Raw genomic sequence first — 23,314 nt, 5'->3', positions numbered from 1 at the left:
TGATGGCCACCAAGACCGACACCCCCCGCGACCCGGGCTCCGCGGCCGACGCGGGCAGTGATCTCGGCGCGGCCGGATCCCAGCTCTCCACCGCGCCCACGGAAGACGTCACCTTCCCCTCGCTCGGCCCGCTCGGCTGGGCCCGCTGGTTCTGGCGGCAGCTGACCTCGATGCGGGTCGCGCTGCTGCTGCTCTTCCTGCTGTCCATCGGCGCGATCCCCGGCTCGCTGATCCCGCAGACCAGCGTCGACCCGGTCAAGGTCGACCAGTTCAAGGCCGACCACTCCACCCTCGCGGGCATCTACGACAAGCTCGGGATGTTCCACGTCTACAGCTCGGTGTGGTTCTCCGCGATCTACCTGCTGCTGTTCATCTCGCTGATCGGCTGCATCGTGCCGCGCAGCTGGCAGTTCGTCGGACAGCTCCGCGGCCGCCCGCCGGCCGCCCCGCGCCGGCTGACCCGGCTGCCCGCGTACACCACCTGGCGCACCGAGACGGACCCCGAGGACGTCCTCGGCGCGGCGCAGCGGCTGCTGAAGAAGCGGCGCTTCCGCGCCCACCGTGACGCCACCGCGGTCGCCGCCGAGAAGGGCTACCTGCGCGAGGTCGGCAACCTCGTCTTCCACGTCGCGCTGATCGTGATGCTGGTGGCGTTCGCCGTCGGCGGCCTGTGGAAGTCCGAGGGCAACAAGCTGATCACCGAGGGCGACGGCTTCGCCAACAGCCTCACGCAGTACGACGAGTTCAAGTCGGGACCGTTCTACGACACCGACGACATGGACCCGTTCGGCTTCAAGCTCGACCGCTTCGACGCGACGTACGAGCGGACCGGGCCGCAGCGGGGCACCCCGCGCACCTACCGGGCGCAGATCTCCTACTACCTGGGCGCGGACGGCAAGCAGCACCACACCGCCATCGAGGTCAACAAGCCCCTCGACATCGCGGGCAACCGCGTCTACCTGCTCTCGCACGGCTATTCCCCCGTCGTCACCGTCAAGGACGGCCGCGGCAAGACCGTCTTCCACGGCGCCACGGCCTTCCTGCCCGCCGACCCGAAGAACCTCACCTCGACCGGTGTGGTGAAGGTGCCCGGCGCGCAGACCAAGGACGGCAAGCGCAACCAGCTCGGCTTCCAGGCGATGTTCGTCCCGACCTTCGGCGGCCGCGGCACCGGCTCGATGTTCTCGCAGTTCCCGGCGCTGGACTTCCCCGTGCTCTCGGTCAACGCGTACCACGGTGACCTGGGCCTGGACTCCGGCCTGCCGCAGAGCGTCTACAAGCTGGACACCAAGCGCCTCAAGAAGTACCAGGACGGCAAGGGCGGCATCCTGAAGAAGATGCTGCTGCCCAAGGACCGCGTGGACCAGCACGCGGGCGGCTCCAAGAACAAGTCCGCCGTCCGCGCCGCCGAGGCACAGACCACGATGCAGCTGCCGAACGGCGAGGGCTCCATCACCTTCGAGGGCGTCAAGAGCTGGGCCAGCTTCAAGGTCTCCCACCAGCCTGGCAACGGCCTGGCGCTGACCGGCGCGGTCGCCGCCCTGCTGGGCCTGGCCGGGTCGCTGTTCATCCAGCGCCGCCGGATGTGGGTCCGGGCCGAGAAGGGCGCCGACGGCGTCACCGTCGTCGAGATGGCCGGGCTCGGCCGCAGCGAGTCGGCCCGACTGCCGGAAGAACTCGGCTCGCTCGCCGGGGACCTGTTCCCCCAGGCCCCGCCCGCCCCCGACGCCCCGCCCGCCCCCGACGCCCCTGCCCCCGATACCGAAGACCCCGCGGAGCCCACTGACTCTGACGGACCTGCTGACCCCTCCGAAGGAGCGCGCGCGTGAACATCGCGGCCGCAGCCAACGAGACACTGGCGCACAACAGCAACCTGCTGGTCTATTCCGCGATGGCGGTCTATACGCTCGCCTTCCTCGCGCACATGGCCGAGTGGGTGTTCGGCAGCCGCAGCAAGGTCGGCCGCACCGCCGCCGCCCTGACCGCACAGTCCACGGCGTCCGCGACGGTCTCCGCCCGGAAGTCCCAGCAGGGCGGCACCACCGCCGTACTGGAGCGGCCCGAGGTCGTCACCAAGTCCGTCGCCGGCAACCGCGACGTCCCCGACGGGCCGGGCGCCGCGGGCGACACCGAGAAGGGCGACCTCTACGGGCGGATCGCCATCTCGCTGACGGTCCTGGCCTGGGCGCTGCACGTGGGCGGCGTCCTCACCCGCGCCCTGTCCGTGGAGCGTGCCCCCTGGGGCAACATGTACGAGTTCTCCACGACCTTCGCCGCGGTCGCCGTGGGCCTCTACCTCCTGCTGCTCGTGCTCGGGAAGAAGGTCCGCTGGATCGGGCTGCCCCTGGTCACCACCGTCCTGCTCGACCTGGGGCTGGCCATCTCGGTGCTCTACACCGCCAGTGACCAGCTGGTGCCCGCGCTGCACTCGTACTGGCTGTGGATCCACGTCAGCTGCGCGATCATCTCCGGCGCGGCGCTCTACCTCGGCGCCGTCTCCACCCTGCTCTTCCTGTTCCGCGACTCCTACGAGAGCAAGCTCGCCGACCCCGCGGGCAAGCAGCCCGGCGCCTTCGCCTCGTCCGTACTGGAGCGCCTGCCCTCGGCCGCCTCGCTCGACAAGTTCGCCTACCGCGTCAACGCCACCGTCTTCCCGCTGTGGACGTTCACCATCATCGCGGGCGCCATCTGGGCCGAGGTCGCATGGGGCCGCTACTGGGGCTGGGACCCCAAGGAGGTCTGGGCCTTCATCACCTGGGTCGCCTACGCCTGCTACCTGCACGCCCGCGCCACGGCCGGCTGGAAGGGCCGCAAGGCCGCCTACCTGGGCCTGATCGGTTTCGCCTGCTACCTGTTCAACTACTACGGCGTGAACATCTTCGTGACGGGCCTGCACTCCTACGCGGGAGTCTGACCCGGTCCATCCGGCCGGGTCCCGCCCGGTCCGGCCCGGTCCGATCCGCACACCCCCCGGTGCCGTACGGGACGCCTCCGCACGAGGCCGTCCCGTACGGCACCGTCGTTTCCCGGGGAGAGAGGGACAACCGGCCGGCTACCGCCGCCTGCGCCGGCCCCGCTCCTGGCGCGGCTGCTGCTGCCCCGCCCCCGGCAGCGTCGGCTTCGGCAGGTTCGCCACCTCCCACTGCGCCTCGACCAGTTGCTCGGCGGTGTCACGGGGCAGCCGGGGCGGGCGGGGTGCCCGGTGCCGGAAGCCGAACGCCGACGTCAGATCGCCGAAGGTGGCCCGTCGCCAGTCGCTGATGTTCGGCTCTTCGACACCCGTCCAGCGCTCCAGGAACTGCAGCACCGAGGTGTGGTCGAAGGGATCGCCGGCGGCCCAGCCGCCCACCGTCCACGGCGAGATGATCAGACACGGCACGCGGAACCCGCCGCCGATCGGCAGGCCCCGGACGAACTCGTCCTTGGTCCCGGCCGGCGGCACCGGCGGCGGCACATGATCGAAGAGCCCGTCGTTCTCGTCGTAGTTCAGGATGAAGACGGTCTTGGCCCACAGCCTCGGGTTGGACGCGATCGCCTCGATCTTCCGCGCGACATAGTCGGCGCCGGCGGCCGGCAGATAGTCCGGGTGCTCGGACTGGTGACTGGTGGGGATCAGCCACGACACGGCCGGCAGCCGGCCGGCCCGGGCATCGTCCTCGAACGTCCCGGCCGGCTGCGCCCGCACCCCGCGCTCGTACAGCGGCTCACCCGGCTTGGCGTCCCGGAAGGTCTGGAACTGCTCCAGCAGATTGCAGCCGTAGTCGTCTTCCTCCTGGTACACCTTCCAGCTGATCCCGGCCGCCTGCAGCCGCTCGGCGTAGGTCGTCCAGCGGTACGGCTTGGGCGCGGTGTTGTTCAGCACCGGGCCGCCCAGGGTGCCGCCCGGGTCGAGGGTGCCGGTCATCCAGTACAGCCGGTTGGGCCAGGTCGGGCCGAAGACCGAACAGAAGTAGTTGTCGCACAGCGTGAACGCCTCGGCGAGCGCGAACTGGAAGGGGATGTCCGCACGCGTGTGATAGCCCATCACATAGGGTCCGTTGACCCCGTCGGCCTTGCGGTGCGCGGGCAGCCAGCGGTCCATCTTGCCGCCGTTCCACGCCTCGTGCTGCACCGACCAGGCATGGCTGGTGGAGGGGATGGCCTGGGCGCTCGTGGTGTGCGTGTTGAGGCGGAACGGCAGCAGATAGCCGTCCGGGTTCGCCGCGTCCGGCTGATGGAAGACCGACCGGCCGTCCGGCAGCGTCAGCGCGTCCGGGTCGGCGAAGCCACGGACGCCGCGCAGGGTACCGAAGTAGTGGTCGAAGGACCGGTTCTCCTGCATCAGCATCACGACGTGCTCGACGTCGTGCAGCGAGCCGCGACGCGCCGGTCCGGCGGCGACGGCCTTTTGCACGCTGGGCGGCAGCAGCGACAGCGCGGCGGCGCCGCCAACCGCGCCGGCCGCCGAGCCGAGGAGTCTGCGTCGGGTCATGTCGGGCATATGTGCCACTCTCCCTGAGTCGCGTGAGCCCTCAGTGGGCCGACATGACTGTGGCGGCGGCCGAGTTGCCCGGGCAGGGGGAGGTTGCTGAACGATGCAGCAATTGGCTGTGAACGGTCGAGAGTTGGCCGGGGATCGCTACGTCCCGTACGTCACACGCACCAGTGCCCGGCGGACCGAGTGGCGGCCGGATTTACGCGTCCGGGAAGGTGTATCAGGACACGCGGCCGAGGCCCGGAGTTCCCCCGGGTGCCGGGTAGGGACGCTCCTCGGGCAGCAGCGCGGCGGCCGCCGTCATCTCCCCGGCACGCACCAGCGCATGGATCTCCCGGGCCAGCGGCGTCACATCCGTGATCGCCACCGTCCACTCATCGGCATACCGGCGCGCCGCCTCCCCCGCCAGCCCCAGCTGCAGCGACCGGTACGGCAGCGCCCGCAGCCGCAGATCCCGCTCCGGATCCCACTGCACCCGCGCCGGCGACTCCTTCAACTGCCGCTGCCAGGCTTTGCGGTCGGCGTGCTCGTCGGGGTCGTGATGCGACAGACAGGAGTTCCGCAGCGCCCAGTCGAACCCGGCCCGCTCGATCTCGACGGCGAGCACGGTCTCCTGGTCGGCCTTGGCACCCCAGCCGCAGCGGTACATCATCCACAGGAACGACGGCTTGATCCATGTCATCCGCTCCCGCTTCCAAGCGGCGGGGAAGCGGCCGTCCCGCGCGGCGGGGAGGCCCAGTGCGGGGGAGTAGGCCTGGTAGACGGTGACGGTCTCGGCGGTGTGCAGAGCACGGATACGACGGGTCGGCTCGGCGGAGGGTACGGGGGTGTGCGCGGACTCTACGGGGACGGCGGGGCTGGTGCTCATGGCTGGTCATCCTGGCGGAGGGCGGGGCCGGGGGCCAGCGAATTGCGGGGCTGGGGAACGAGGGCCCCGGGGGTCCCGAAACGGGCCTGACAACCGCCAAGCCCCAGGCCACCGGCCTGGGGCTTTCGCATGGAGCGGTGGAGGGGACGCAGGCCGGCGCTGCCGGCATTCCGTGGTGCTCGGATACGGGTGCTCAGTTGCCTTCCGGCGGAGCCGGAACCTGGGCAACGACCGCCCGGCCAGGGGAACGTGAGGTCGGCAGGCATGCTCCATGACCGCCTTCGGAGTCCCACGCCGAAAGCAGGGCCAAGTCGGCATCCGCTGCGATCCGGCGTTGCTCCGCTGCGTCCATCAGGTCGCTCGCGGTCAGGGTGCCCAGCGGATCGGCGGCCTCGGCCATGAGCCGGGCGGCGGTGGCGGGACCGGTCTCCGGGGGGATTACCAGCAGGTCCCAACGGCCGGTGGTGTAGGAGAGCAGCAGCAGCTTGTGCGGATCTTGCTCCTCCTTGAACCAGCCGACACCTACCACATGCCCCTTGACTGGCACTTTCCGTGGGATGACCGGCCAGAACGTGGGGTTTACGGTGACGTGGGTGATCCGTCCCCACAACGGGTCGAGGAAGGCCGTCAGCGAGGCAAGTTCCGCCGTGAGGTCGCGGGAACGGGGCCACCACGCCCCGTCGAGCAGAGCCGGAGCGGTGCCGGCCGGCGCCAGCCGGAGTCGGAGAGGCGGCGAAGAGGTTCGGTCCTCGGCGGCAGGTGTGTACAGAACGGTCGCGGTCATGACGTGGTCCCTGCCCCGGCCCGGACTGAACCGGCCCGGTGTCGTGAATCGCCGAAAACGACACGAGCTTGAAGGCGGGTGTGCGAAATGCTCTCGGTAATTTCAGCTTACTCCTGGTAAGAGCCCGCCGGATCGATGCGGAGCAAGGGGGTGAACGGCCCAGGTGATCCGGTGAAAGGCCGACCCGGGGCAATTCCTCCCGAGTGTGCCCGGACGCGAGCCCGGGGGCCTGGAGCGTGCGGCGTGCTCGCGCCCACGGATGAGACAACGGCCCACAGCCAACGGCCCCGGCGTATACAACACCGGGGCCGCCCTTTCGGGCGGTGGCACGTGAGAGTGCACCAACCCACAGCCCATTTTACTGCCGCTGGCGCGTCATTTCCCGTGTCACGCGTGCTGCGGAAATGCAGCGGTGGCAGAGACCGGCTGCGGCGGGTGCCCCATTCATCCGATGGAGGATTCCACGTCGCTGATCGGCCGTGCGAGCCGAGCTCTTTTGGTCGTGATTTCGTCCGCGACGGACCTCCTGCCCCGGCTCACCGGCTCCACGGGGGGTCTCTCCGTGCAGCTTGCGGCGACGGCTCTCCCCAGCGCGCCGGAGGTGCCGGCCGCGGGCGCCCGCGCACACCGGACAGTCAGTGCGAGGCCGTAGGCCGCGCTGGGCCATTCGGGTGAGATGTGGTCCTCCCTCTACACAAGGCCCGCCGGTGGCGCCTTAATGGCGATGGTGAGTCCGGAGGTCGCCCATCCCTCCCGGTTACTCGTCTACTGCCGATCGGCTGGCAGCGGTCAGCGGCATTGCGTGACGGGTACTCCATGGACGGCCGGTCAGTTGCCCCTGGCGGCTGTTTACTGACTGTCAGTCAGTCTCTTGGAGTGCCGACCCGGATCCACACAGACCTAGATCGCGAGGGCTCGGCATGGGCAAGCGTATTCAGCCGAACAGGCATCAATTGCTTTGAGTCGGGGTGAGCGGGATGCGGCTCACGTTGCCGACTCCGCTGAATCCGATCGGCCCGGTAAGGGCGGATCCAATGTGCCCCCCGCGTCCCCGGATCGTGGACACACCCAAGTGACCGATTCGGGCGACCACCCCGCCTTTCCAGGCGACTCCGCGGTTTCCGTCCGACGGTGATGCCGGACTCCCCCGACATCCGCCACAGGCGACGGTGCTGCGCCAGGCGTCCTCTGGTACGGCGCCCCCCCATAACCACGCGGCGCGGCCACTGACGCCTGACGGCGCTGGTCGAGCTGTGGCGAGTGCGAAAACCACGCTCGGCCGAAGCCCTCACATACAACCCGGCGCGCAGCGGACGGCACAGATCGACCCGTGCCCCAGGCGCCGGTCGCAGCGGTGCAGCGCACTGCTCTCGCAACGTTACAGGGCGGCATTAGGGCTGCCCCAGAACCCTTGGAAAGGAAAATCCACGATGGCAACAACCGTACCTCTGGGCACCGCCGCTACCTACGGGGTGCTCGCCAACACGGCGATCACCAACACCGGCCCCACCGTGGTCGCCGGCGACCTCGGAGTGAGCCCCGCCGGTGCGGTGACCGGCTTTCCTCCCGGAACGGTCACCGGAACCATCCACCTGAACGACGCCGCCGCGGCGCAGGCCCAGGCCGACCTGCTGACCGGGTACGCCAACGCGTTGGTACAGCCGGTCACGGCCACTGTCCCGACGGAACTCGGCGGGACCACCCTGACCCCCGGCGTGTACAACTCCGCCTCCGGCACGTTCGGCCTCAACGGGACACTGACCCTGGACGCTCAGGGCAACCCCAACGCCGTCTTCATCTTCAAGACGACCACCACGCTCATCACGGGAGCCACCGGCAACGTCAACCTCATCAACCAGGCAAAGTCCGCCAACGTCTTCTGGCAGGTCGGCAGCTCCGCGACACTCGGCGCCGGCTCCACCCTGAGGGGCAGCATCCTCGCCTTCACCTCGATCACCGCCACGACCGGTGCCATCGTGGACGGCCGGCTGCTGGCCCTCGGCGCCGCCGTCACGCTTGACTCGAACGCGGTCACCGTGCCGCCCCTGTCCACCTGCTCGGTGGTGGTCCAGCCGGTGGCCGGGCCGGTGGTCGTCGGGCAGCCGACCCCCGTATCCGCTCTGGTGACCTGCAACGGTCTGCCGGTCTCGGGTGCCTCGGTCACCTTCAACGGAGGTGCGGTCCCGGTGACCGCCACCACCAACGCGGCGGGCATCGCCACCGGGTCGCTGACCTTCAACACCGCCGGGCCCGCCACCATCACTGCCACTGTCACCGCGGCCGGCTCCGGGTGTGCCTGCACCGGCGTCGTCTCCGCGCCCCTCCCCATCACCGTCACTCCGCAGCCGTCCTGCCTGGTGGTGGTCCAGCCGGTGGCCGGGCCGGTGGTCGTCGGGCAGCCGACCTCCGTATCCGCTCTGGTGACCTGCAACGGTCTGCCGGTCCCGGGTGCCTCGGTCACCTTCAACGGAGGTGCGGTCCCGGTAACCGCCACCACCAACGCGGCCGGTATCGCCACCGGGTCGCTGACCTTCAACACCGCCGGGGCCGCCACCATCACTGCCACCGTCACCGCGGCCGGCACTGCCTGCACGTGCACCGGCGTCGTCTCCGCGCCCCTCCCCATCACCGTCACCCCGCAGACGGGCCCGCTGAGCGTGTCGCCCGCCTGCTGGCACGTCAACCTGCCCATCCCGATTCCGAGCCTGTTCGTGGCGACGCTGACGGCCACCCTCACGCCGGCGCAAGCGGGAGTCACGGTCACCTTCTACGTCTCCGGCCTGCCGGTGGGCACCGCGGTGACCAACGCCAACGGCATCGCCACGCTCAACGCCGGCCTGTCCATCCTGCAGATCAGCGCCAGCAGCTACACGGCGACCGCCACCGTCGGCGGCGTCCCGGTCCAGGCGACCAACACCCTGAAGCCCTGCTTCCCGCCAGTGTGAACCGCCGGTGCCCGATCCGCCGGGGCAGCGTGACGGGTCCTGTCGCGGTACTCGCGAAGGAAGGTCTGATCCACGCAGTGCAGACCCTGGCCTGACGGCCTTCCGGTAAGCGGCCTGCCCCCAAGGGCTGTCGCTCAAGGGCTGTCCCCCGTCGTGGAAGGACGGGGGACAGCCCGACTCAACTTACCGGTGAGCCGGTCGGCACCACGCCCGTCGGCAGGACGGAGACGGGGCGTGCCGTGCCGGCCGGGCAGGTCACTCGCCCCCGATGTCCTCCCGCCACAGCTCCGGCCGTTCCCCGATGAAGTCCCGCATCATCGCCGTGCATTCGGGATCGTCCAGCAGCACGATGCGTACGCCGTGCTGGGCCAGCCAGTCGTGGCCGCCGTGGAAGGTGCGGGCCTCGCCGATGACGACGCGGGAGATGCCGAACTGGCGGACCAGGCCGCTGCAGTACCAGCAGGGGGAGAGGGTGGTGACCATGGTCGTGCCGCGGTAGCCGGGCCGGCGGCCGGCCGCGCGGAAGGCCGCGGTTTCGGCGTGCAGGGTGGGGTCGTCGTCCTGGACGCGGCGGTTGTGGCCGCGGCCGAGGAGGGTGCCGTCCGGGCCGTAGAGGGCCGCGCCGATCGGGATGCCGCCCTCGGCGAGACCGGTGCGGGCCTCGGCGAGCGCCGTTGCCAGCATGGCGCGGGCCTGTTCCTGCACATGGGCGGGGTGGCCTGCCGGGTCGCTGTGGCCGCCGAGGTGCCTGTCGAGGTCCCGGTCGATGTGCCCGCCGACGTGGCTGCCGCTGTGCCCGCCGAGGTGGCCCTCGCTGTGGCCATGCCGGCCGGGCTCGTCGCGGTCCCGACCCCAGTCCTGCTTACGGTGCATGCCGTCACCACGGTCCATGCCGTCACCGTACGCCGGGCGGCAGGCTCAGGGAGTCTCCTCGGGGCCGTTCGCCGTACCGCCGTTCGCCGTACCGCCGCCCCCCGTACCGCCGTCCGCGGTACCACCGCTCTTGCGCCGCAGTTCCTCCTCGCGGCGGCGCAGGTCGGCCTCCCAGTCCTTGAGCAGCGCCTCGTCCTTCTTGTTGCTCTCGGCCTTGAGGGACGCGAGGAATTCGGGGTTGTCGTCCGGCGCGACGAACTTCGTCCGGTGGCTGCGGTGCCACTCCGACGGCGTGCTGCCGCCGTCCGCCGCCGGCTGCCGCTGCTTGCCCGCCACCAGCCAGGCGACCGGGCCGACCAGCACCTCGCCGAAGAGCAGGATGATGATCACCCAGATCACCTTGGGCAGTCCGCGCACCTGGGACTCGGGCGTGTTCAGGCAGTCGATGAACGCGTAGATCCACAGTGCGAGCACCAGGAGGAACGGCAGATACCTGAGCATTGCGGACGAGCCCCCTGCACGCGACGGCGGGCCCGCAGCGGGGCCCGGTGACCCGTCCAGGGTAGTGCGTACCCGATACTGGAGGGCATGGCTTACGACGATCTTCGCTCGTTCCTGCGTGCACTGGAGCGGGAAGGTGACCTGAGGCGCATCAAGGCCGAGGTCGACCCGTATCTGGAAGTCGGCGAGATCGTGGACCGGGTGCAGAAGTCCGGCGGCCCGGCGCTGCTCTTCGAGAACGTCAAGGGCTCGGCGATGCCGCTCGCCATGAACGTCTACGGCACCGACCGCCGGCTGCTGAAGGCGCTGGGCCTCAAGGCCTACGAGGACATCAGCGGCAAGATCGGCGGACTGCTCAAGCCGGAGCTGCCGCACGGGTTCGTCGGCGTACGCGAGGCGTTCGGGAAGCTCGCGGGTATGACGCACGTCCCGCCCAAGAAGGTCAAGGAAGCGCCCGTACAGGAGGTCGTGCTCCGGGGCGCCGACGTCGACCTGGACCGGCTGCCGGCGCTGTTCACCTGGCCCGAGGACGGCGGTTCCTTCTTCAACCTGGGGCTGACGCACACCAAGCACCCGGAGACCGGGGTGCGCAACCTCGGTCTGTACCGCCTGCAGCGCCACGACAAGCGCACCATCGGCATGCACTGGCAGATCCACAAGGACAGCCGCAACCACTACCAGGTCGCCGCCAAGCGCGGGGAGAAGCTGCCGGTCGCCATCGCCTTCGGCTGCCCGCCGGCCGTGACGTACGCCTCGACCGCGCCGCTGCCCGGTGACATCGACGAGTACCTCTTCGCGGGCTTCCTCCAGGGCAAGCGGATCGAGATGGTCGACTGCAAGACCGTGCCGCTGCAGGTCCCGGCGCACGCCGAGGTCGTCATCGAGGGCTGGCTGGAGCCCGGCGAGATGCTGCCCGAGGGCCCGTTCGGCGACCACACCGGCTTCTACACGCCGCAGGAGCCGTTCCCGGCGCTGACCATCGACTGTGTGACGATGCGTAAGCGGCCGCTGCTCCAGTCGATCGTGGTCGGCCGCCCGCCGACGGAGGACGGGCCGCTGGGCCGGGCGACGGAGCGGTTCTTCCTGCCGCTGCTGAAGATCATCGTCCCGGACATCGTGGACTACCACCTGCCGGAGTCCGGCGGTTTCCACAACTGCGCGATCGTCTCGATCGACAAGAAGTACCCCAAGCACGCCCAGAAGGTCATGCACGCCATCTGGGGCGCGCACATGATGTCGCTGACCAAACTGATCGTGGTCGTGGACGCGGACTGCGATGTCCACAACCTCCACGAGGTGTCCTGGCGGGCGCTCGGCAACACCGACTACGCCCGGGACCTGACCGTCGTCGAAGGCCCCGTCGACCACCTCGACCACGCCTCCTACCAGCAGTTCTGGGGAGGCAAGGCGGGGATCGACGCGACGGAGAAGTGGCCCGAGGAGGGCTATACGCGCGACGGCGGCTGGCCGCACATGGTCGAGTCCGACCCGCGGACGGCGGCGATGGTCGACCGCCGGTGGAAGGAGTACGGACTCTCATGAGCAGTGCATCCGCCGCGGTCCCGCAGCCGGGCCGCACCAAGGCCTTCCTGCGCCTGGTGATGATCGAGCACTCGGTCTTCGCGCTGCCCTTCGCCTACATCGCGTCCCTGACCGCGATGCACGAGTGGGACCGGCACGTCCACTGGGCGCGGCTCTTCCTCGTCACCCTCGCCATGGTCGGGCTGCGTACGTTCGCGATGGCCGCGAACCGGATCATCGACCGCGAGATCGACGCCCGGAACCCGCGCACCGCACACCGCGAACTGGTCACCGGCGCGGTGTCGGTGAAGTCGGCGTGGACGGGCGCGGTGATCGCGCTCGTCGTCTTCCTGGGTGCGGCGGCGCTGCTGAACCCGCTGTGCCTGGCACTGGCGCCGCTCGCGGTGGTGCCGATGGTGGTCTATCCGTACGGCAAGCGGTTCACGAACTTCCCGCAGGCGATCCTCGGCCTGGCCCAGGCGATGGGCCCGATCGGCGCCTGGCTCGCGATCACCGGGTCCTGGTCCTGGGAAGCGGTCATCCTCGGCCTCGCGGTCGGCATCTGGATCGGCGGCTTCGACCTGATCTACGCCTGCCAGGACGTGGAGACGGACCGCGAGGTCGGTGTGAAGTCGGTGCCGGCCCGCTTCGGCATCCCGGCCGCGATCCGGGGCGCCCGCGGCTGCCACCTCGTCACGACGGCGCTCTTCGTCTGGTACGCGCTGGCGACCGGGGCGGGCGTGTTCTTCTGGCTGGGCCTGGTGATCGTGGCGGCGGCCTTCCTGTACGAGCACACGATCGTGAAGCCGCACGACCTGACCCGGCTGAACCGGGCGTTCTTCCAGGTCAATGGCTTCATCGGCATTGCGCTCTTCGTGTGCGCGCTGCTGGATCTGCTGGTGCGAGGGCTGACGGTGTGACGGCTTCGGGCCGGTTGTCTCAGCCCTTGCTCAGCGGCCAGGCAATCAGCCGCGGATAGGTCCACAGCTCACCGCGGTTCGCCTTCACCGTGCCGATGACCGCGCAGACGATGCCGGCCAGGGCGTAGCCGCCGAAGATGACGATCACGGTCAGCAGCGGGACCGCCAGGCCGGAGCTGTTGCGCTGGGCGTCCGTTTCGGCGGCCGCGGCGAAGATGACGGCGCTGGAGAAGTAGAGCACCGTGCCGAGCGCCGCCATGACGGCCTGGGTGATGCCGAAGTTCATGGCCTGGGTGGCGTGGTGGCGGACGTACGGGTCGTGTTTGTGGCGGTCGTTGCTGCGGACGGACAGCGGGAAGATCCAGCCGAGGAGGGCCCCCAGCCCGCAGCACATCGTCGAGCCCACGGTCACGGTCAGCAGCGTGCCGAGGTGGGCCCACATCGCGGGGCCGGTCGAGGGCGCGGGGGGTGGGGTGCCGGGGCCGTAACCGGGTCCTGGCGGCTGCTGTTGGGCGCCGGGGTAGCCGTAGCTTCCGGGCCCGCCGTGCCAGCCCTGCTGTGGCGCCCCGTACCCCTGCTGCGGCGTCCCGTACGGATCCTGTGGGGTCCCGTACCCCTGCTGTGGTGCCCCGTACGGCTGCTGTGGTCCGCCGGCCGGAGGGCCGTAGCCGGGCTGGTGGTAGTCGGACATGGTCTGCTCACCCCGTATGTACTGCGTAGCGCGGCCGCCTGCAGCGCGCCGCGCCGTGCCCCGGCGCCGCGCGTGCTGCGAGGCCGTGCACGCGCTCGTGAATCCCGTTGGTCACGAGGCTACGTGACGGGTCGGACACCGGCCCCGGCAAGGTCGTCGCCGCGAAGGCGCTCCCGGAAGACGAAGGCCGCCAGCACCCCGCCGATCAGCCCGAACAGATGCCCCTGCCAGCTGATCCCGTTGTCGGACGGCAGCGCGCCCCACAGGATCGAGCCGTAGAGCACGCCGATGACCAGGCCGATGCCGATGTCGAGGGCGCTGCGTTCGATGAAGCCGCGTACCAGCAGATAGCCGAAGAGGCCGAAGACGACGCCCGAGGCGCCCGCGGTGTTGCTGTCCGGCGCGGCGGTGAGCCATACGCCCAGCCCGCTGGCGAGGATGATCAGCAGGACGACCGCGAGCAGGCGGCGCACCCCGCTGCGCAGCGCGGCGACGAAGCCGAGCAGCAGCAACGGCAGGGTGTTCGCGGCGAGATGGGCGAAGCCGAAGTGCAGGAAGGCGGCGGGCACCACATCGAGCAGTTCGGCGGGCTCGCGCGGCTGGATGCCGAAGGCGTCCAGGCTGCCGCCGGTGGCGACGTCGACGCCCTCCAGCAGCCACAGCAGTGCGACCCAGCCCAGCATCAGGCAGAGCGCGGGTTTCGCGCGTGATCTCATCTCCGGCCGTCCCTTCTCGTCCCCCGGTGGGGCGGCCCTCGGCGGGGCCGCGCGCGGGGCGCACAGGTAAGAACGGCCGTGGTGGGGTCCGCGGTTCCGCCGGATAGGCTCGATGCGTGGAGCCGCCGCACAACGACACCAGTAAGCAGGGCCCCGGCCGACGCCGTCCGTGGGTCGTGGGGATTTCCGGCGCGTCCGGGACGCCGTACGCGGCGTCCGTATTGCGCGGGCTGCTCGCCGCCGGGGAGGCGGTGGATCTGATCGTCAGCCGGGCGTCGCGGCTGACCCTGCTGGACGAGACCGGCATCGCCTTCCGGGATGCCCACTGGCGCGCCGACCTGCGGGAATGGCTGGCGCGCGGGGCGGACGGCAAACCGTCGACGTTTCCGGTGACGGAGGCGGACCTGGCGGATGTGCGGTACTGGCCGGCCGGGGACCTGGCGGCCGGGCCCTCGTCGGGTTCGTATCCCGTGAAGGGGATGCTGATCGTCCCGGCGAGCACGGCGTGTGTGGCCGGGGTGGCGCTCGGGCTCTCGAAGGATCTGCTGCAGCGGGTGGCGAGTGTGACGCTCAAGGAGCGGCGGCGGCTGGTGGTCGCGGTGCGCGAGACCCCGCTGAACGGTCCGACGCTCAAGCATCTGGTGACGCTGGACGAGGCGGGCGCCGTGGTGCTGCCCGCCTCACCGGCGTTCTATGCGGGAGCGACGCACATCCAGGATCTGGTGGACTTCGTCGCCGGCCGGGCGCTCGATGCGGCCGAGGTGCCGCACGGGCTCTACCGGCGCTGGGAGGGGGAGCTGCGGGGCGGCTCCAAGGAAGCGGAGGAGGCCCCGGACGCCGGCTAGCGCTTCTTCGCTGCGGCGGCGCGACCGAAGAGGCGGGTCCGCGGTGCCGCGGCCCGGTGGGCACGTGAACGATTGGCCTGGTCCTGCAGCTCACGCATGCGGGCGTAGGCCATCTCGATCGAGTACACGGTGACAACTCCTGAGATCGTCTGTGATTGTCGTGATCGACTGAAAGATTCGCAGGGCCAAGGCCCTGTATGCCTTAGATTCTACATGCAGAACCCTAATATGCGTAAAGATTGGAAGGCTTGAGGGCATGGACGCGGTGGATAGGCAGCTCATCCAGGCACTTCGCGAGAACGGCCGGGCCTCGTACGCGGAGCTCGGCCGGCTCGTCGGCCTCTCCGGGCCCAGCGTCACGGACCGGATCAACCGCCTCGAAGCGGCGGGTGTGATCACCGGCTACCGCGCGACGGTGGACGCCGCCTCGCTCGGCCTCGGTGTCACGGCGCTGGTGGGCATCTCGCTGTCGGACGCCACCGACCACGAGGACGTCGCGCAGCGGCTGCGCGACCTCGAGGAGATCGAGGACTGCTGGTTCATCGCCGGCGACGACTCGTACATGCTCAAGGTGCGGGTGGGGGACGTCGACGGGCTGGAGCGCACCATCCGGCGGCTGTCCGGCACCAAGGGTGTCTCCCGTACGCGCACCACGATCGTGCTCTCCACCAAATGGGAGAACCGCGTCGGCCAGCTGCCCGAAGAGGAGGAGTAGGGCGCGCAGGGCGAACAAACCCGGTCAGCCCGGCCAGCCCGGTAAGCCGAGTAGGACGAGCAGGCCCACCGGGCGCCGCGAGCAGGCCCACCGGGCGCGCGGGCGGCGCCCGGGAGCGGACGGGCGCGCCAAGGGGCCCCCGTCCGCCCCTGCCATGGGGGAGTACGCTCGTCGGAGCCCGTTTCCGGCTCCGGACAGGCACCGGAACGGCACCGAATACGGCAGAGACTGGGAGGCGACCGGATGGCTGCGTCGATGGATGTGGGCCTCAAGCGTGAGCTGGAGGCGAAGGTCCACGCCGGGGAGCGGCTGACCCGCGAGGACGGTATCGCCCTCTACGAGTCCGACGACCTGGCGTGGCTGGGCGGCCTCGCCCATGAGGTGCGTACGCGCAAGAACGGCGACGTCGTCCACTTCAACGTCAACCGTCACCTCAACATGACGAATGTGTGCACCGCGTCGTGCGCCTACTGCTCCTTCCAGCGCAAGCCGGGCGAGAAGGACGCGTACACGATGCGCATCGAGGAGGCCGTCCGCCTCGCCAAGGCGATGGAGAACGACAACCTCACCGAGCTGCACATCGTCAACGGGCTCCACCCCAACCTGCCGTGGCGCTACTACCCGCGCTCGCTCAGCGAGCTGAAGAAGGCCCTGCCGAACGTTTCCCTCAAGGCCTTCACCGCCACCGAGATCCACCACTTCGAGACCATCTCGGGCCTGACCGCCTCCGAGATCCTCGACGAGCTGATCGACGCCGGCCTGGAGTCGCTGACCGGCGGCGGCGCCGAGATCTTCGACTGGGAGGTCCGGCAGCACATCGTCGACCACCGCACCCACTGGGAGGACTGGTCGCGGATCCACCGCCTCGCCCACGAGAAGGGCCTCAAGACCCCCTCGACGATGCTCTACGGGCACATCGAGGAGCCGCGCCACCGCGTCGACCACGTCCTGCGGCTGCGTGAGCTCCAGGACGAGACCGGCGGCTTCCAGGTCTTCATCCCGCTGCGCTACCAGCACGACTTCGTGGACATGCAGGACGGCAAGGTCCGCAACAAGCTCCAGGCCCGTACGACCATGGCGACCGGCGCCGAGGCCCTGAAGACCTTCGCGGTCTCCCGCCTCCTCTTCGACAACGTCCCGCACGTGAAGTGCTTCTGGGTGATGCACGGCCTGCAGACCACCCAGCTCGCGCTGCAGCACGGCGCGGACGACATGGACGGCTCGGTCGTCGAGTACAAGATCACGCACGATGCGGACAACTACGGCACGCCCAACAAGCTGACCCGTGAGGACCTGCTCGACCTGATCCGCGACGCCGGCTTCCGCCCCGTCGAGCGCAACACCCGCTACGAGGCGATCCGCGAGTACCCGGGCCCCGACCCGGACCGCCGCGAGTCCCCGCAGCCGATGCGGGTCTGACCTGCGCGGAAGCGCTGTCGGCGGCGGGAGTTAGGGTCCGGGTCATGGACGTGCGTTTCGACCTGGACCCTTCCGTCACCCCCGCAGTCCGTGACGGGATATGCGCGTTGTGGGCCGATGTCGCCAACGCCGGGGGCGCGGTCGGCTTCCTCCCGCCGGTGTCTCCCGCGCAGGTCCGTCCCGATCTGCTCACGCACCTGACGGCCATGGCCGAGGGCCGCACCCGCCTGATGGTTGGCCGCGACGCGGACGGCCGGGTGCTGGCCACGGCCTTCCTCACCTTCAACGGCCACCGGCTGATGACGCACTGGCTGTGGGTCTACACGGTCATGGTCCACCCCTCCCTCCAGGGGCAGGGCGCCGGCCGCCGGCTGATGGCCGCGGTCGCCGACGCCGCCCGCACCTTCGACGGCGTCACCGCGCTCCGTCTCACCTGCCGCGGTGGCACCGGCGTCCACCGTTTCTACGAGGCCTGCGGCTACCAGGAGGTCGGCCGCGTCCCCGGCGCGATCAAGCTGGCCGACGACGACTTCCGCGACGACATCACCATGTGGCTGGAGCTGGGCTGAGCGGGGCCGGGGCGGGGCGGGGCGGTCGGCCGGGGCGTGGGGCGTCCGGTCCGGGGCGGGTCGCGACAGGGGCCACGAAGATCGTCCGAAGCGCTGTGCTTGACTGGATGCAGACCCTTTAGGTTGCCGTTGAGGAGAAGGTCCCATCCGTGAGTAGCCACAACTTCGCCACCCTCCGCTACACCGCCCTTCGCATCGGCCTCTTCGTCGCCTCGTTCGCCGTGGTGTGGGCGCTGGCGTACGTTCACGTCATCCCGATCGCCATCGGTGCCTCCAACACCGTCTGGCTGCTGCTGCTCGCCATCGTGATCTCCGCGCCGCTCAGCTTCGTGCTGCTGCGCAAGCAGCGGGATGCGATGTCCGAGCAGATCGTCGCCAAGGTCGACCGGCAGCGCGAGCGCCTTGCGGCCAACGCCGGCCAGGAAGACGGAGTCCAGTGAAGGTCTGGACCTTTATGTAAGACGCCTCACAGCAGCTTCTTCACGACAGGCGCCCGGCGCCATGGATTCCGCTCCATGGCCGGGCGTCTGTCGTGTTTTTGACGGAGGGTCCGGTGTGCCCGCCTCGCCGCCGGTCTCTCCGGAACCCAAAGATTTTCTTTGGGTTCCTCAAAGTTCAAGTGTTAATGTACTTGCCATGAAGACAGCAGCCGCGCCCTCGTCCCCCAGGAGCACTCCGCTCGTGGCGCGCCTGCACGTCGATCTCTGCCGCTGTATGTCCGCGGCCTGTTGCCGCCGCTGACCGCTTTCCCCAGCGGCCGGAGATCTTCTCCCCGACCCCTCCGGGCGGGAGAGGCCCCCGTCGCGTCTGCCCTGCAGCCGCTCTCCTCCCCGGCGCGCTTCTTTTCGCCGTCCCCGCCGTCCTTGACGTCCCCGACGTCTTCCTGCCCCCGGAGTGTGTCCGTTGTCCACGTCTGCCGAGACCGCCGAGCCCTCACAGGCTCCCAAGACCCCCAAGTCCTCCCGCATACCCAAGGTCCCGTTCTGGGTGCAGATCCTGGCCGGCCTCGCCTTGGGCGTGCTGCTCGGCTGGCTCGCCAAGAGCGGTGACCTCGGCTGGCTCACCACCACGCTCCAGCACATCGGCGACCTCTTCGTCCAGCTGCTGAAGCTCGCGGTGGCCCCGCTGGTCTTCTTCGCGATCCTGGTGTCGATCACCAATCTGCGGCAGGTCAACAACGCCGCCCGGCTGGCCACCCGCACCCTGCTGTGGTTCATGGCCACCTCGCTGATCGCCGTCGCGATCGGCCTGGCGATCGGCCTGCTCACGAACCCGGGCGCGGGCACCGGCCTCACCCCCAAGGACGGCAAGCTCCCCGACCACGCGGGCTCCTGGATCGACTTCCTGACCGGCATCGTCCCCACCGACATCATCACGCCGTTCACCGAGCTCAACGTCCTGCAGATCGTCTTCATGGCCGCCGTGGCCGGCATCGCGGCCCTCCAGCTCGGCGAGAAGGCCGAGCCGGTCCTCACGATCAGCCGCTCGGTCCTCGAACTGCTCCAGAAGGCCCTGTGGTGGGTCATCCGCCTCGCCCCGATCGGCACCGTCGGCCTCATCGGCAACGCCATCGCGACGTACGGCTGGAACCTGATCGGCAAGTACGCGACCTTCACCGTCGACATCTACGCCGGCTGCGCGCTCGTCCTCTTCGGCGTCTACCCGCTGCTGCTGTCGACCGTCGCCAAGGTCAACCCGCTGCAGTTCTTCCGCGGCGCCTGGCCCGCCATCCAGCTGGCCTTCGTCTCCCGCTCCTCGGTCGGCACCATGCCGGTCACCCAGCAGGTCACCGAGCGCCTCGGCGTGCCGCGCGAGTACGCCTCCTTCGCGGTGCCGTTCGGCTCGACGACCAAGATGGACGGCTGCGCCTCGATCTACCCGGCGATCGCCGCGATCTTCATCGCCCAGATCTTCGACGTCCCCCTCGGCATCGGCGACTACGTCCTGATCGCCTTCGTCTCCGTCATCGGCTCCGCCGCCACCGCCGGCCTGACCGGCGCAACGGTGATGCTGACGCTGACCCTCTCCACCCTGGGCCTGCCCCTGGAGGGCGTCGGCCTGCTGATGGCCATCGACCCGATCCTGGACATGATGCGCACGGCCACCAACGTGGCCGGCCAGTCGGTCATCCCGATCCTGGTCTCCGCCAGGGAGAAGATCCTGGACCGCGAGGCGTACGACGGCGCCACGAGCATCAGCCTGGGCGCGGTCACCGCCGACAACGCGGAGGAGAAGGTCCCCGCGGCTGCTGCTGCCTAGCCTGAGCTTGTCTTCCGCCTGAGCCCCGGTTTCCTTGAAGCGCTGCGGCCCGCACCCTTCGTGGGTGCGGGCCGCTTGCCTTTCCCTCATCGCCGGGCAGGCGGAACTCACTTCTTCGAGTGCTCCAGGATGCAAGCCAGCAACAGGAATACCCCGACAACGCCCAGCACAAGGCTGACAAGGAGGCTCAGCGACGCACGTCCCTCCACGAGCCCAAGGACGAACCCTCCCAGCCCCGAAAAGGTAGCCAGAGAACCAAAGAGGAAAACGGGGAACGCCTTAAGATTCAAGAAAGACCCAAGCAGCCCGTTCAGCTCCCACAGAAAGGCGAACCTCCTGCGCTGAGGTCTACGCGATCGGTCCGTTCCCTCCACCGACCTTCCCCTTCCCGTACTCCCGGTTGAACTGATCTGGCCCTGTGTTCCGGCTCTGCTTCTCCTTCTTATCCGGGTCGGCCTCGGGTGTGTAGGCGTAGTCGATGCCCGTCGCAATGAGAGCCACAGGCCAACCGAACACCTTCCCCGCGCCCTTGATAATCCCGGTACCAACCTTGTTGACGACAGATCCGCCACCCGCGCCGAGCTTGCCCCCCCAACGAACTTGCCATCGCCGAGAGAGCGTTCGGCGGAGTACCGCCAATAAAATACTTCCAGGCTTCTCCTCCCTGCCCATGAAACGCGGCATCTGTCGCATTGATCCACGACTTATAGCTGAGGAATTCCGCCACCGGCTTGATGGTGCCACTTCCCCAGGGCTTGGCTCCCAGCGTGTGCGTGCCGATTTGTTCGCCCTTTTGAAAAGCCTTCTTGTAAGAGCTGATCGAGGTGTAGACCTTGCCCTTGAAGCCGTCCGCCGGCTTGCCGGCAGTGTTGCTGTGGAGAGCCTGGGAGGCGAAGTTGTCCGTTTCTTCCGCGTAGGCGAGGATCTCCTGGATCCTGAGGCTGAAGGCTTCGAGCTTTTTCTTCTGCAGGGCGCGTAGCTCTTCGTTGTCGGGGTCGTCCTGGTTGGGGAGGTCCTGCGTGGTGTCGTTGCGGGCCTCGACACGGCCGGTACTGCTGACCACCAAACCCCGGTCCGGCGCCTCTACATCGGCCAGCTTGTGAAGGTCCGCCTTGTTCTTCTGCAGCCTGCTGTGGGCGTCGCGCAGGACGGCATGGATGCCTTTCGCCTCAGTGACCGCATCCGTGATCTCCTTGTCGGCGTCCTCGATCTGGCCGGCTGCCGTCGCCGAAGTGAGGTCGAGGCTGTTCCAACCGGCCTGACTGAACCGCTTCGAGACATCCTGTGTGAATGCGTCTCGAGCGATTCGAGGTGGTGGATCCGGGTGCCCCATGCCTCGATGGCGCTCTCCAGCCTGCTCAGATCGAGGTGGTAGAGCTGTTCATGAGTCACCATGCGCCCTCACCTCATCCGAAGGGTGTCTTGGGCGTGGACTTGAATTTCTCCGCGTTCTCGCCCTCCGCCCACTCGTAATTGTCGGCGGTATTGGTGCACTTGGTGTGTATCTCGCGTAATGTTCTGACGAGTCGCGCCACCTGATCGTCCCAGATATCCACCGTCTGATCCAGTGCCTTGCCCAGCCTTCCGTCCCATGAAGGGTTCTTGAAAGATGCGGCCGCATGCGCGGTCTCGTCCTTGGCGCCACGCCCCTTGGTGTGCAGCTCACCTGCGAGTTCCGGGGAGTTGTTTCCGGTCTCACGTAACTTCGCCGGGTTTTTGATCTGAGTAACTCCGTTCCCTCCCGAGTTGGGAGGGGCGGGGGTGGTTCCCCAGCCCATTACATGATCCCCCTTCATGTCGATACTCTTCCTGCGGGCGTCCCCGTGGCGCCTGGGTAGAAATTTTGATCATACATGCGTTCCCTGTGTCGCCGATGGCGATTCGATAGGGCGCTGAAGGTTGACTGGTAAGCGGTGACCTGGGCCCCCTTGGTGCTTCCCATTCCGCAGTCGGAGCCATAGCCTTCTCGTTTCGCCGCGGCTATCCGTTCGACTCGATTCGTACGCTTTCTTAGCGCGTTTTTGAGGGCTGGTTGACCTTGGCTATCCATTCATGGGCTTGATGGGCCTGTGGAGGCTTCGGTCTACCTGCCGGCCGCCTGGAGCCGCATCCGCCAAGAGGGGCTTGATTCACTCGCTTCGCTGGTTCGGGGCGGCTGTCGGGTGGTGTTGGGCGGCGTGGGTGGCTCCGGGGGGCGTCAGCCTTTTGACGCTCCCGTATGGCCGAGGATCGCCGTGGCGAGTGGTCCGAGTACGGCGGGTGGCAGGGCATGGCCCATGCCCGGGATCTCGACGAGGAACGCGCCGCGGACGCACTGGGCGAGGTGCTGGGGGTGCGGCGGTGGGAAGACCGGGTCGGCGGGGGCACAGATGACGAGTGCCGGCACCTCGTTCGTGGCGAGCCGGTCCGTGCGGAGCATCCCGCCGTGTTCCGCACGGCCGTGTGCGGCGCTCGTCCGGTAGTGCCCCGTGTGCTCGATGACGCGCTGTGCAAGCGTACGGAAAGAGTCGGCGTCGAAAGGGAGTTGGCCACCGGCGAGTACCCGACAGTGTTCGATCTGGCGCTGTACCTCGGCCGCCTGGCCGTGATCCTCGACCGGGCGGGCCCACAGCTCCAGGAGCTCGGGCGCGATGCCCGGCAGCTCGTCGACCGGGACCGTGCCGCCGTCGGGGCGGATGTAGGGGGTGCTGCTGAGGGCTCTGGTGCTGATGAGAGTGGCGCTGAGCAGTCGGTCGGGGTGGTCGGCGAGCACCATCTGGGCCAGCATGCCGCCCAATGACATGCCGACGATATGAGCCCGGCCGATGCCCAGTCCGTCCAGGACCGCGATCACGTCATCCGCGAGGTCGGCGATCCGGTACGGCCGCTCCTCGAAGGGCCAGGTCGAGCGGCCGGTGTCGCGGTGGTCGTAGCGGATGACCCGGTGGTGCGCGGCAAGCGCATCCACCAGGGGCTCCGGCCAGCCGAGGCCGCTCGCCTGGGCGCCCATGATCAGCAGCAGGGGGTCCGTGTCGGCGGCACCGCGCTGCTCGGTCCAGAGGCGGATGCCGGGGGCGGCGTCGATGAACTGCTGCATGGGGCTGGCCTCCAGGAAGGGAGCGGAACACGGGCATCGCATCCGCATCCGCATCCGCATCCGCATCTGCGTCTGCGTCCGGACGTGCAGGCGTGCAGACGTGCAGACGGACGTGTCCGTACCGGAAGGCGCGACGAG

At 69.2% G+C, this 23,314-nt stretch carries 22 protein-coding genes; 11 read left to right on the top strand and 11 right to left on the bottom strand.

The genetic code is table 11. The features are described 5' to 3' along the window. The first annotated feature begins 2 nt into the window (after nt 1-2). Together CFW40_RS15655 and ccsB are read left to right on the top strand one after the other, a co-directional pair. Entirely contained in the window at nt 3-1,829 is a 1,827-nt protein-coding gene (locus CFW40_RS15655) for a cytochrome c biogenesis protein ResB (RefSeq protein WP_088798490.1), read from the top strand. Continuing rightward, nucleotides 1,826-2,914, top strand: coding sequence for a c-type cytochrome biogenesis protein CcsB (gene ccsB, locus CFW40_RS15650; RefSeq protein WP_088798489.1), 1,089 nt, complete (start codon nt 1,826-1,828; stop codon nt 2,912-2,914). The genes CFW40_RS15655 and ccsB overlap by 4 nt, the downstream gene beginning before the upstream one ends. Nucleotides 2,915-3,052: 138 nt before the next feature. Here the strand turns inward: ccsB and CFW40_RS15645 are convergent, their stop codons facing one another. The 3 genes from CFW40_RS15645 to CFW40_RS15635 all read right to left on the bottom strand — a co-directional run bounded on the left by CFW40_RS15645 (nt 3,053) and on the right by CFW40_RS15635 (nt 6,126). Next, the gene (locus CFW40_RS15645) at nt 3,053-4,480 is read right to left on the bottom strand and encodes an alkaline phosphatase family protein (protein WP_088798488.1); all 1,428 of its coding nucleotides are present in this window, start codon (nt 4,478-4,480) and stop codon (nt 3,053-3,055) included. A 214-nt stretch (nt 4,481-4,694) separates the two neighbouring features. Then, nucleotides 4,695-5,342, bottom strand: a complete 648-nt coding sequence (locus tag CFW40_RS15640) for a DUF4291 domain-containing protein (RefSeq protein ID WP_088798487.1) — start codon at nt 5,340-5,342, stop codon at nt 4,695-4,697. 193 nt (nt 5,343-5,535) lie between these two features. Continuing rightward, on the bottom strand, nt 5,536-6,126 hold the full coding sequence (locus CFW40_RS15635) for a DUF5994 family protein (protein WP_088798486.1): 591 nt from the start codon (nt 6,124-6,126) through the stop codon (nt 5,536-5,538). 1,430 nt (nt 6,127-7,556) lie between these two features. Between CFW40_RS15635 and CFW40_RS38690 the strand changes: the two genes are divergently transcribed. Beyond that, nucleotides 7,557-9,071, top strand: coding sequence for an ice-binding family protein (locus tag CFW40_RS38690; protein WP_088798484.1), 1,515 nt, complete (start codon nt 7,557-7,559; stop codon nt 9,069-9,071). Nucleotides 9,072-9,326: 255 nt separating this feature from the next. Here the strand turns inward: CFW40_RS38690 and CFW40_RS15620 are convergent, their stop codons facing one another. Both CFW40_RS15620 and CFW40_RS15615 read right to left on the bottom strand, forming a co-directional pair. After that, nucleotides 9,327-9,776, bottom strand: coding sequence for a nucleoside deaminase (locus tag CFW40_RS15620; RefSeq protein WP_371127327.1), 450 nt, complete (start codon nt 9,774-9,776; stop codon nt 9,327-9,329). Between the two features lie 213 nt (nt 9,777-9,989). Then, entirely contained in the window at nt 9,990-10,445 is a 456-nt protein-coding gene (locus CFW40_RS15615; RefSeq protein ID WP_088798483.1) for a PLD nuclease N-terminal domain-containing protein, read from the bottom strand. A gap of 87 nt (nt 10,446-10,532) precedes the next feature. On the opposite strand from CFW40_RS15615, the gene CFW40_RS15610 reads away from it, so the two are divergent. Together CFW40_RS15610 and mqnP are read left to right on the top strand one after the other, a co-directional pair. Then, nucleotides 10,533-11,987 carry a menaquinone biosynthesis decarboxylase gene (locus tag CFW40_RS15610; protein ID WP_088798482.1) on the top strand — a complete coding sequence of 485 codons (1,455 nt, stop codon included), beginning with the start codon at nt 10,533-10,535 and terminating at the stop codon, nt 11,985-11,987. Next, nucleotides 11,984-12,886 carry a menaquinone biosynthesis prenyltransferase MqnP gene (gene mqnP, locus CFW40_RS15605; protein WP_088798481.1) on the top strand — a complete coding sequence of 301 codons (903 nt, stop codon included), beginning with the start codon at nt 11,984-11,986 and terminating at the stop codon, nt 12,884-12,886. The genes CFW40_RS15610 and mqnP overlap by 4 nt, the downstream gene beginning before the upstream one ends. 19 nt (nt 12,887-12,905) lie before the next feature. Here mqnP and CFW40_RS15600 read toward each other — a convergent pair whose 3' ends face one another. Together CFW40_RS15600 and CFW40_RS15595 are read right to left on the bottom strand one after the other, a co-directional pair. Further along, nucleotides 12,906-13,577 (bottom strand): DUF4870 domain-containing protein, encoded by a 672-nt coding sequence (locus CFW40_RS15600; protein ID WP_088798480.1) that lies wholly within the window; start codon nt 13,575-13,577, stop codon nt 12,906-12,908. Nucleotides 13,578-13,696: 119 nt separating this feature from the next. After that, entirely contained in the window at nt 13,697-14,293 is a 597-nt protein-coding gene (locus CFW40_RS15595; protein ID WP_088798479.1) for a rhomboid family intramembrane serine protease, read from the bottom strand. Between the two features lie 116 nt (nt 14,294-14,409). Between CFW40_RS15595 and CFW40_RS15590 the strand changes: the two genes are divergently transcribed. Then, entirely contained in the window at nt 14,410-15,138 is a 729-nt protein-coding gene (locus CFW40_RS15590; RefSeq protein WP_088798478.1) for a UbiX family flavin prenyltransferase, read from the top strand. On the opposite strand, the gene CFW40_RS38070 is transcribed toward CFW40_RS15590, so the two are convergent. Continuing rightward, a complete protein-coding gene (locus CFW40_RS38070) occupies nt 15,135-15,266 on the bottom strand; it encodes a hypothetical protein (protein ID WP_256331844.1) in 132 nt (43 codons plus the stop codon). The genes CFW40_RS15590 and CFW40_RS38070 overlap by 4 nt on opposite strands. A 128-nt stretch (nt 15,267-15,394) precedes the next feature. On the opposite strand from CFW40_RS38070, the gene CFW40_RS15585 reads away from it, so the two are divergent. The 5 genes from CFW40_RS15585 to CFW40_RS15565 all read left to right on the top strand — a co-directional run bounded on the left by CFW40_RS15585 (nt 15,395) and on the right by CFW40_RS15565 (nt 20,100). Then, nucleotides 15,395-15,853: an Lrp/AsnC family transcriptional regulator gene (locus CFW40_RS15585; RefSeq protein WP_088798477.1), complete on the top strand. Its 459-nt coding sequence runs from the start codon at nt 15,395-15,397 to the stop codon at nt 15,851-15,853. A gap of 255 nt (nt 15,854-16,108) precedes the next feature. Next, complete coding sequence (gene mqnE / locus CFW40_RS15580; RefSeq protein ID WP_088798476.1) at nt 16,109-17,272, top strand: aminofutalosine synthase MqnE; 1,164 nt, start codon at nt 16,109-16,111, stop codon at nt 17,270-17,272. Nucleotides 17,273-17,316: 44 nt separating this feature from the next. Next, the gene (locus CFW40_RS15575) at nt 17,317-17,841 is read left to right on the top strand and encodes a GNAT family N-acetyltransferase (protein WP_088798475.1); all 525 of its coding nucleotides are present in this window, start codon (nt 17,317-17,319) and stop codon (nt 17,839-17,841) included. Nucleotides 17,842-17,990: 149 nt separating this feature from the next. Continuing rightward, a complete protein-coding gene (locus tag CFW40_RS15570) occupies nt 17,991-18,281 on the top strand; it encodes a DUF4229 domain-containing protein (RefSeq protein ID WP_088798474.1) in 291 nt (96 codons plus the stop codon). 463 nt (nt 18,282-18,744) lie between these two features. Beyond that, nucleotides 18,745-20,100 (top strand): dicarboxylate/amino acid:cation symporter, encoded by a 1,356-nt coding sequence (locus CFW40_RS15565; protein ID WP_088798473.1) that lies wholly within the window; start codon nt 18,745-18,747, stop codon nt 20,098-20,100. Between the two features lie 442 nt (nt 20,101-20,542). On the opposite strand, the gene CFW40_RS15555 is transcribed toward CFW40_RS15565, so the two are convergent. From CFW40_RS15555 to CFW40_RS15545, 3 genes are all read right to left on the bottom strand, one after another. Further along, nucleotides 20,543-21,433 (bottom strand): hypothetical protein, encoded by an 891-nt coding sequence (locus CFW40_RS15555; protein ID WP_088798471.1) that lies wholly within the window; start codon nt 21,431-21,433, stop codon nt 20,543-20,545. Between the two features lie 73 nt (nt 21,434-21,506). Continuing rightward, a complete protein-coding gene (locus CFW40_RS15550) occupies nt 21,507-21,896 on the bottom strand; it encodes a WXG100 family type VII secretion target (RefSeq protein WP_107446778.1) in 390 nt (129 codons plus the stop codon). Nucleotides 21,897-22,297: 401 nt separating this feature from the next. After that, a complete protein-coding gene (locus CFW40_RS15545) occupies nt 22,298-23,176 on the bottom strand; it encodes an alpha/beta fold hydrolase (protein ID WP_088798469.1) in 879 nt (292 codons plus the stop codon). Between the last annotated feature and the right edge of the window lie 138 nt (nt 23,177-23,314).

It is taken from the genome of Streptomyces sp. 2114.4, from assembly GCF_900187385.1.
GTDB classification, from domain to species: domain Bacteria; phylum Actinomycetota; class Actinomycetes; order Streptomycetales; family Streptomycetaceae; genus Streptomyces; species Streptomyces mooreae.
Note: the sequence above shows the minus strand (reverse complement) of the source record. Positions and strands in the feature narration are given on the sequence as shown.

Excerpts from the sequence above, each read along its gene's own strand:
- CFW40_RS15640 (WP_088798487.1), bottom strand. The coding sequence starts at position 5,342 with ATGAGCACCAGCCCCGCCGTCCCCGTAGAGTCCGCGCACACCCCCGTA.
- CFW40_RS15545 (WP_088798469.1), bottom strand. The coding sequence starts at position 23,176 with ATGCAGCAGTTCATCGACGCCGCCCCCGGCATCCGCCTCTGGACCGAG.
- CFW40_RS15555 (WP_088798471.1), bottom strand. The coding sequence starts at position 21,433 with ATGGGGCACCCGGATCCACCACCTCGAATCGCTCGAGACGCATTCACA.
- CFW40_RS15615 (WP_088798483.1), bottom strand. The coding sequence starts at position 10,445 with ATGCTCAGGTATCTGCCGTTCCTCCTGGTGCTCGCACTGTGGATCTAC.
- CFW40_RS15575 (WP_088798475.1), top strand. The coding sequence starts at position 17,317 with ATGGACGTGCGTTTCGACCTGGACCCTTCCGTCACCCCCGCAGTCCGT.
- CFW40_RS15550 (WP_107446778.1), bottom strand. The coding sequence starts at position 21,896 with ATGAAGGGGGATCATGTAATGGGCTGGGGAACCACCCCCGCCCCTCCC.
- CFW40_RS15610 (WP_088798482.1), top strand. The coding sequence starts at position 10,533 with ATGGCTTACGACGATCTTCGCTCGTTCCTGCGTGCACTGGAGCGGGAA.
- mqnP (WP_088798481.1), top strand. The coding sequence starts at position 11,984 with ATGAGCAGTGCATCCGCCGCGGTCCCGCAGCCGGGCCGCACCAAGGCC.
- CFW40_RS15585 (WP_088798477.1), top strand. The coding sequence starts at position 15,395 with ATGGACGCGGTGGATAGGCAGCTCATCCAGGCACTTCGCGAGAACGGC.
- CFW40_RS15635 (WP_088798486.1), bottom strand. The coding sequence starts at position 6,126 with ATGACCGCGACCGTTCTGTACACACCTGCCGCCGAGGACCGAACCTCT.
- CFW40_RS15600 (WP_088798480.1), bottom strand. The coding sequence starts at position 13,577 with ATGTCCGACTACCACCAGCCCGGCTACGGCCCTCCGGCCGGCGGACCA.
- CFW40_RS38690 (WP_088798484.1), top strand. The coding sequence starts at position 7,557 with ATGGCAACAACCGTACCTCTGGGCACCGCCGCTACCTACGGGGTGCTC.
- CFW40_RS15655 (WP_088798490.1), top strand. The coding sequence starts at position 3 with ATGGCCACCAAGACCGACACCCCCCGCGACCCGGGCTCCGCGGCCGAC.
- CFW40_RS15645 (WP_088798488.1), bottom strand. The coding sequence starts at position 4,480 with ATGCCCGACATGACCCGACGCAGACTCCTCGGCTCGGCGGCCGGCGCG.
- mqnE (WP_088798476.1), top strand. The coding sequence starts at position 16,109 with ATGGATGTGGGCCTCAAGCGTGAGCTGGAGGCGAAGGTCCACGCCGGG.
- CFW40_RS15595 (WP_088798479.1), bottom strand. The coding sequence starts at position 14,293 with ATGAGATCACGCGCGAAACCCGCGCTCTGCCTGATGCTGGGCTGGGTC.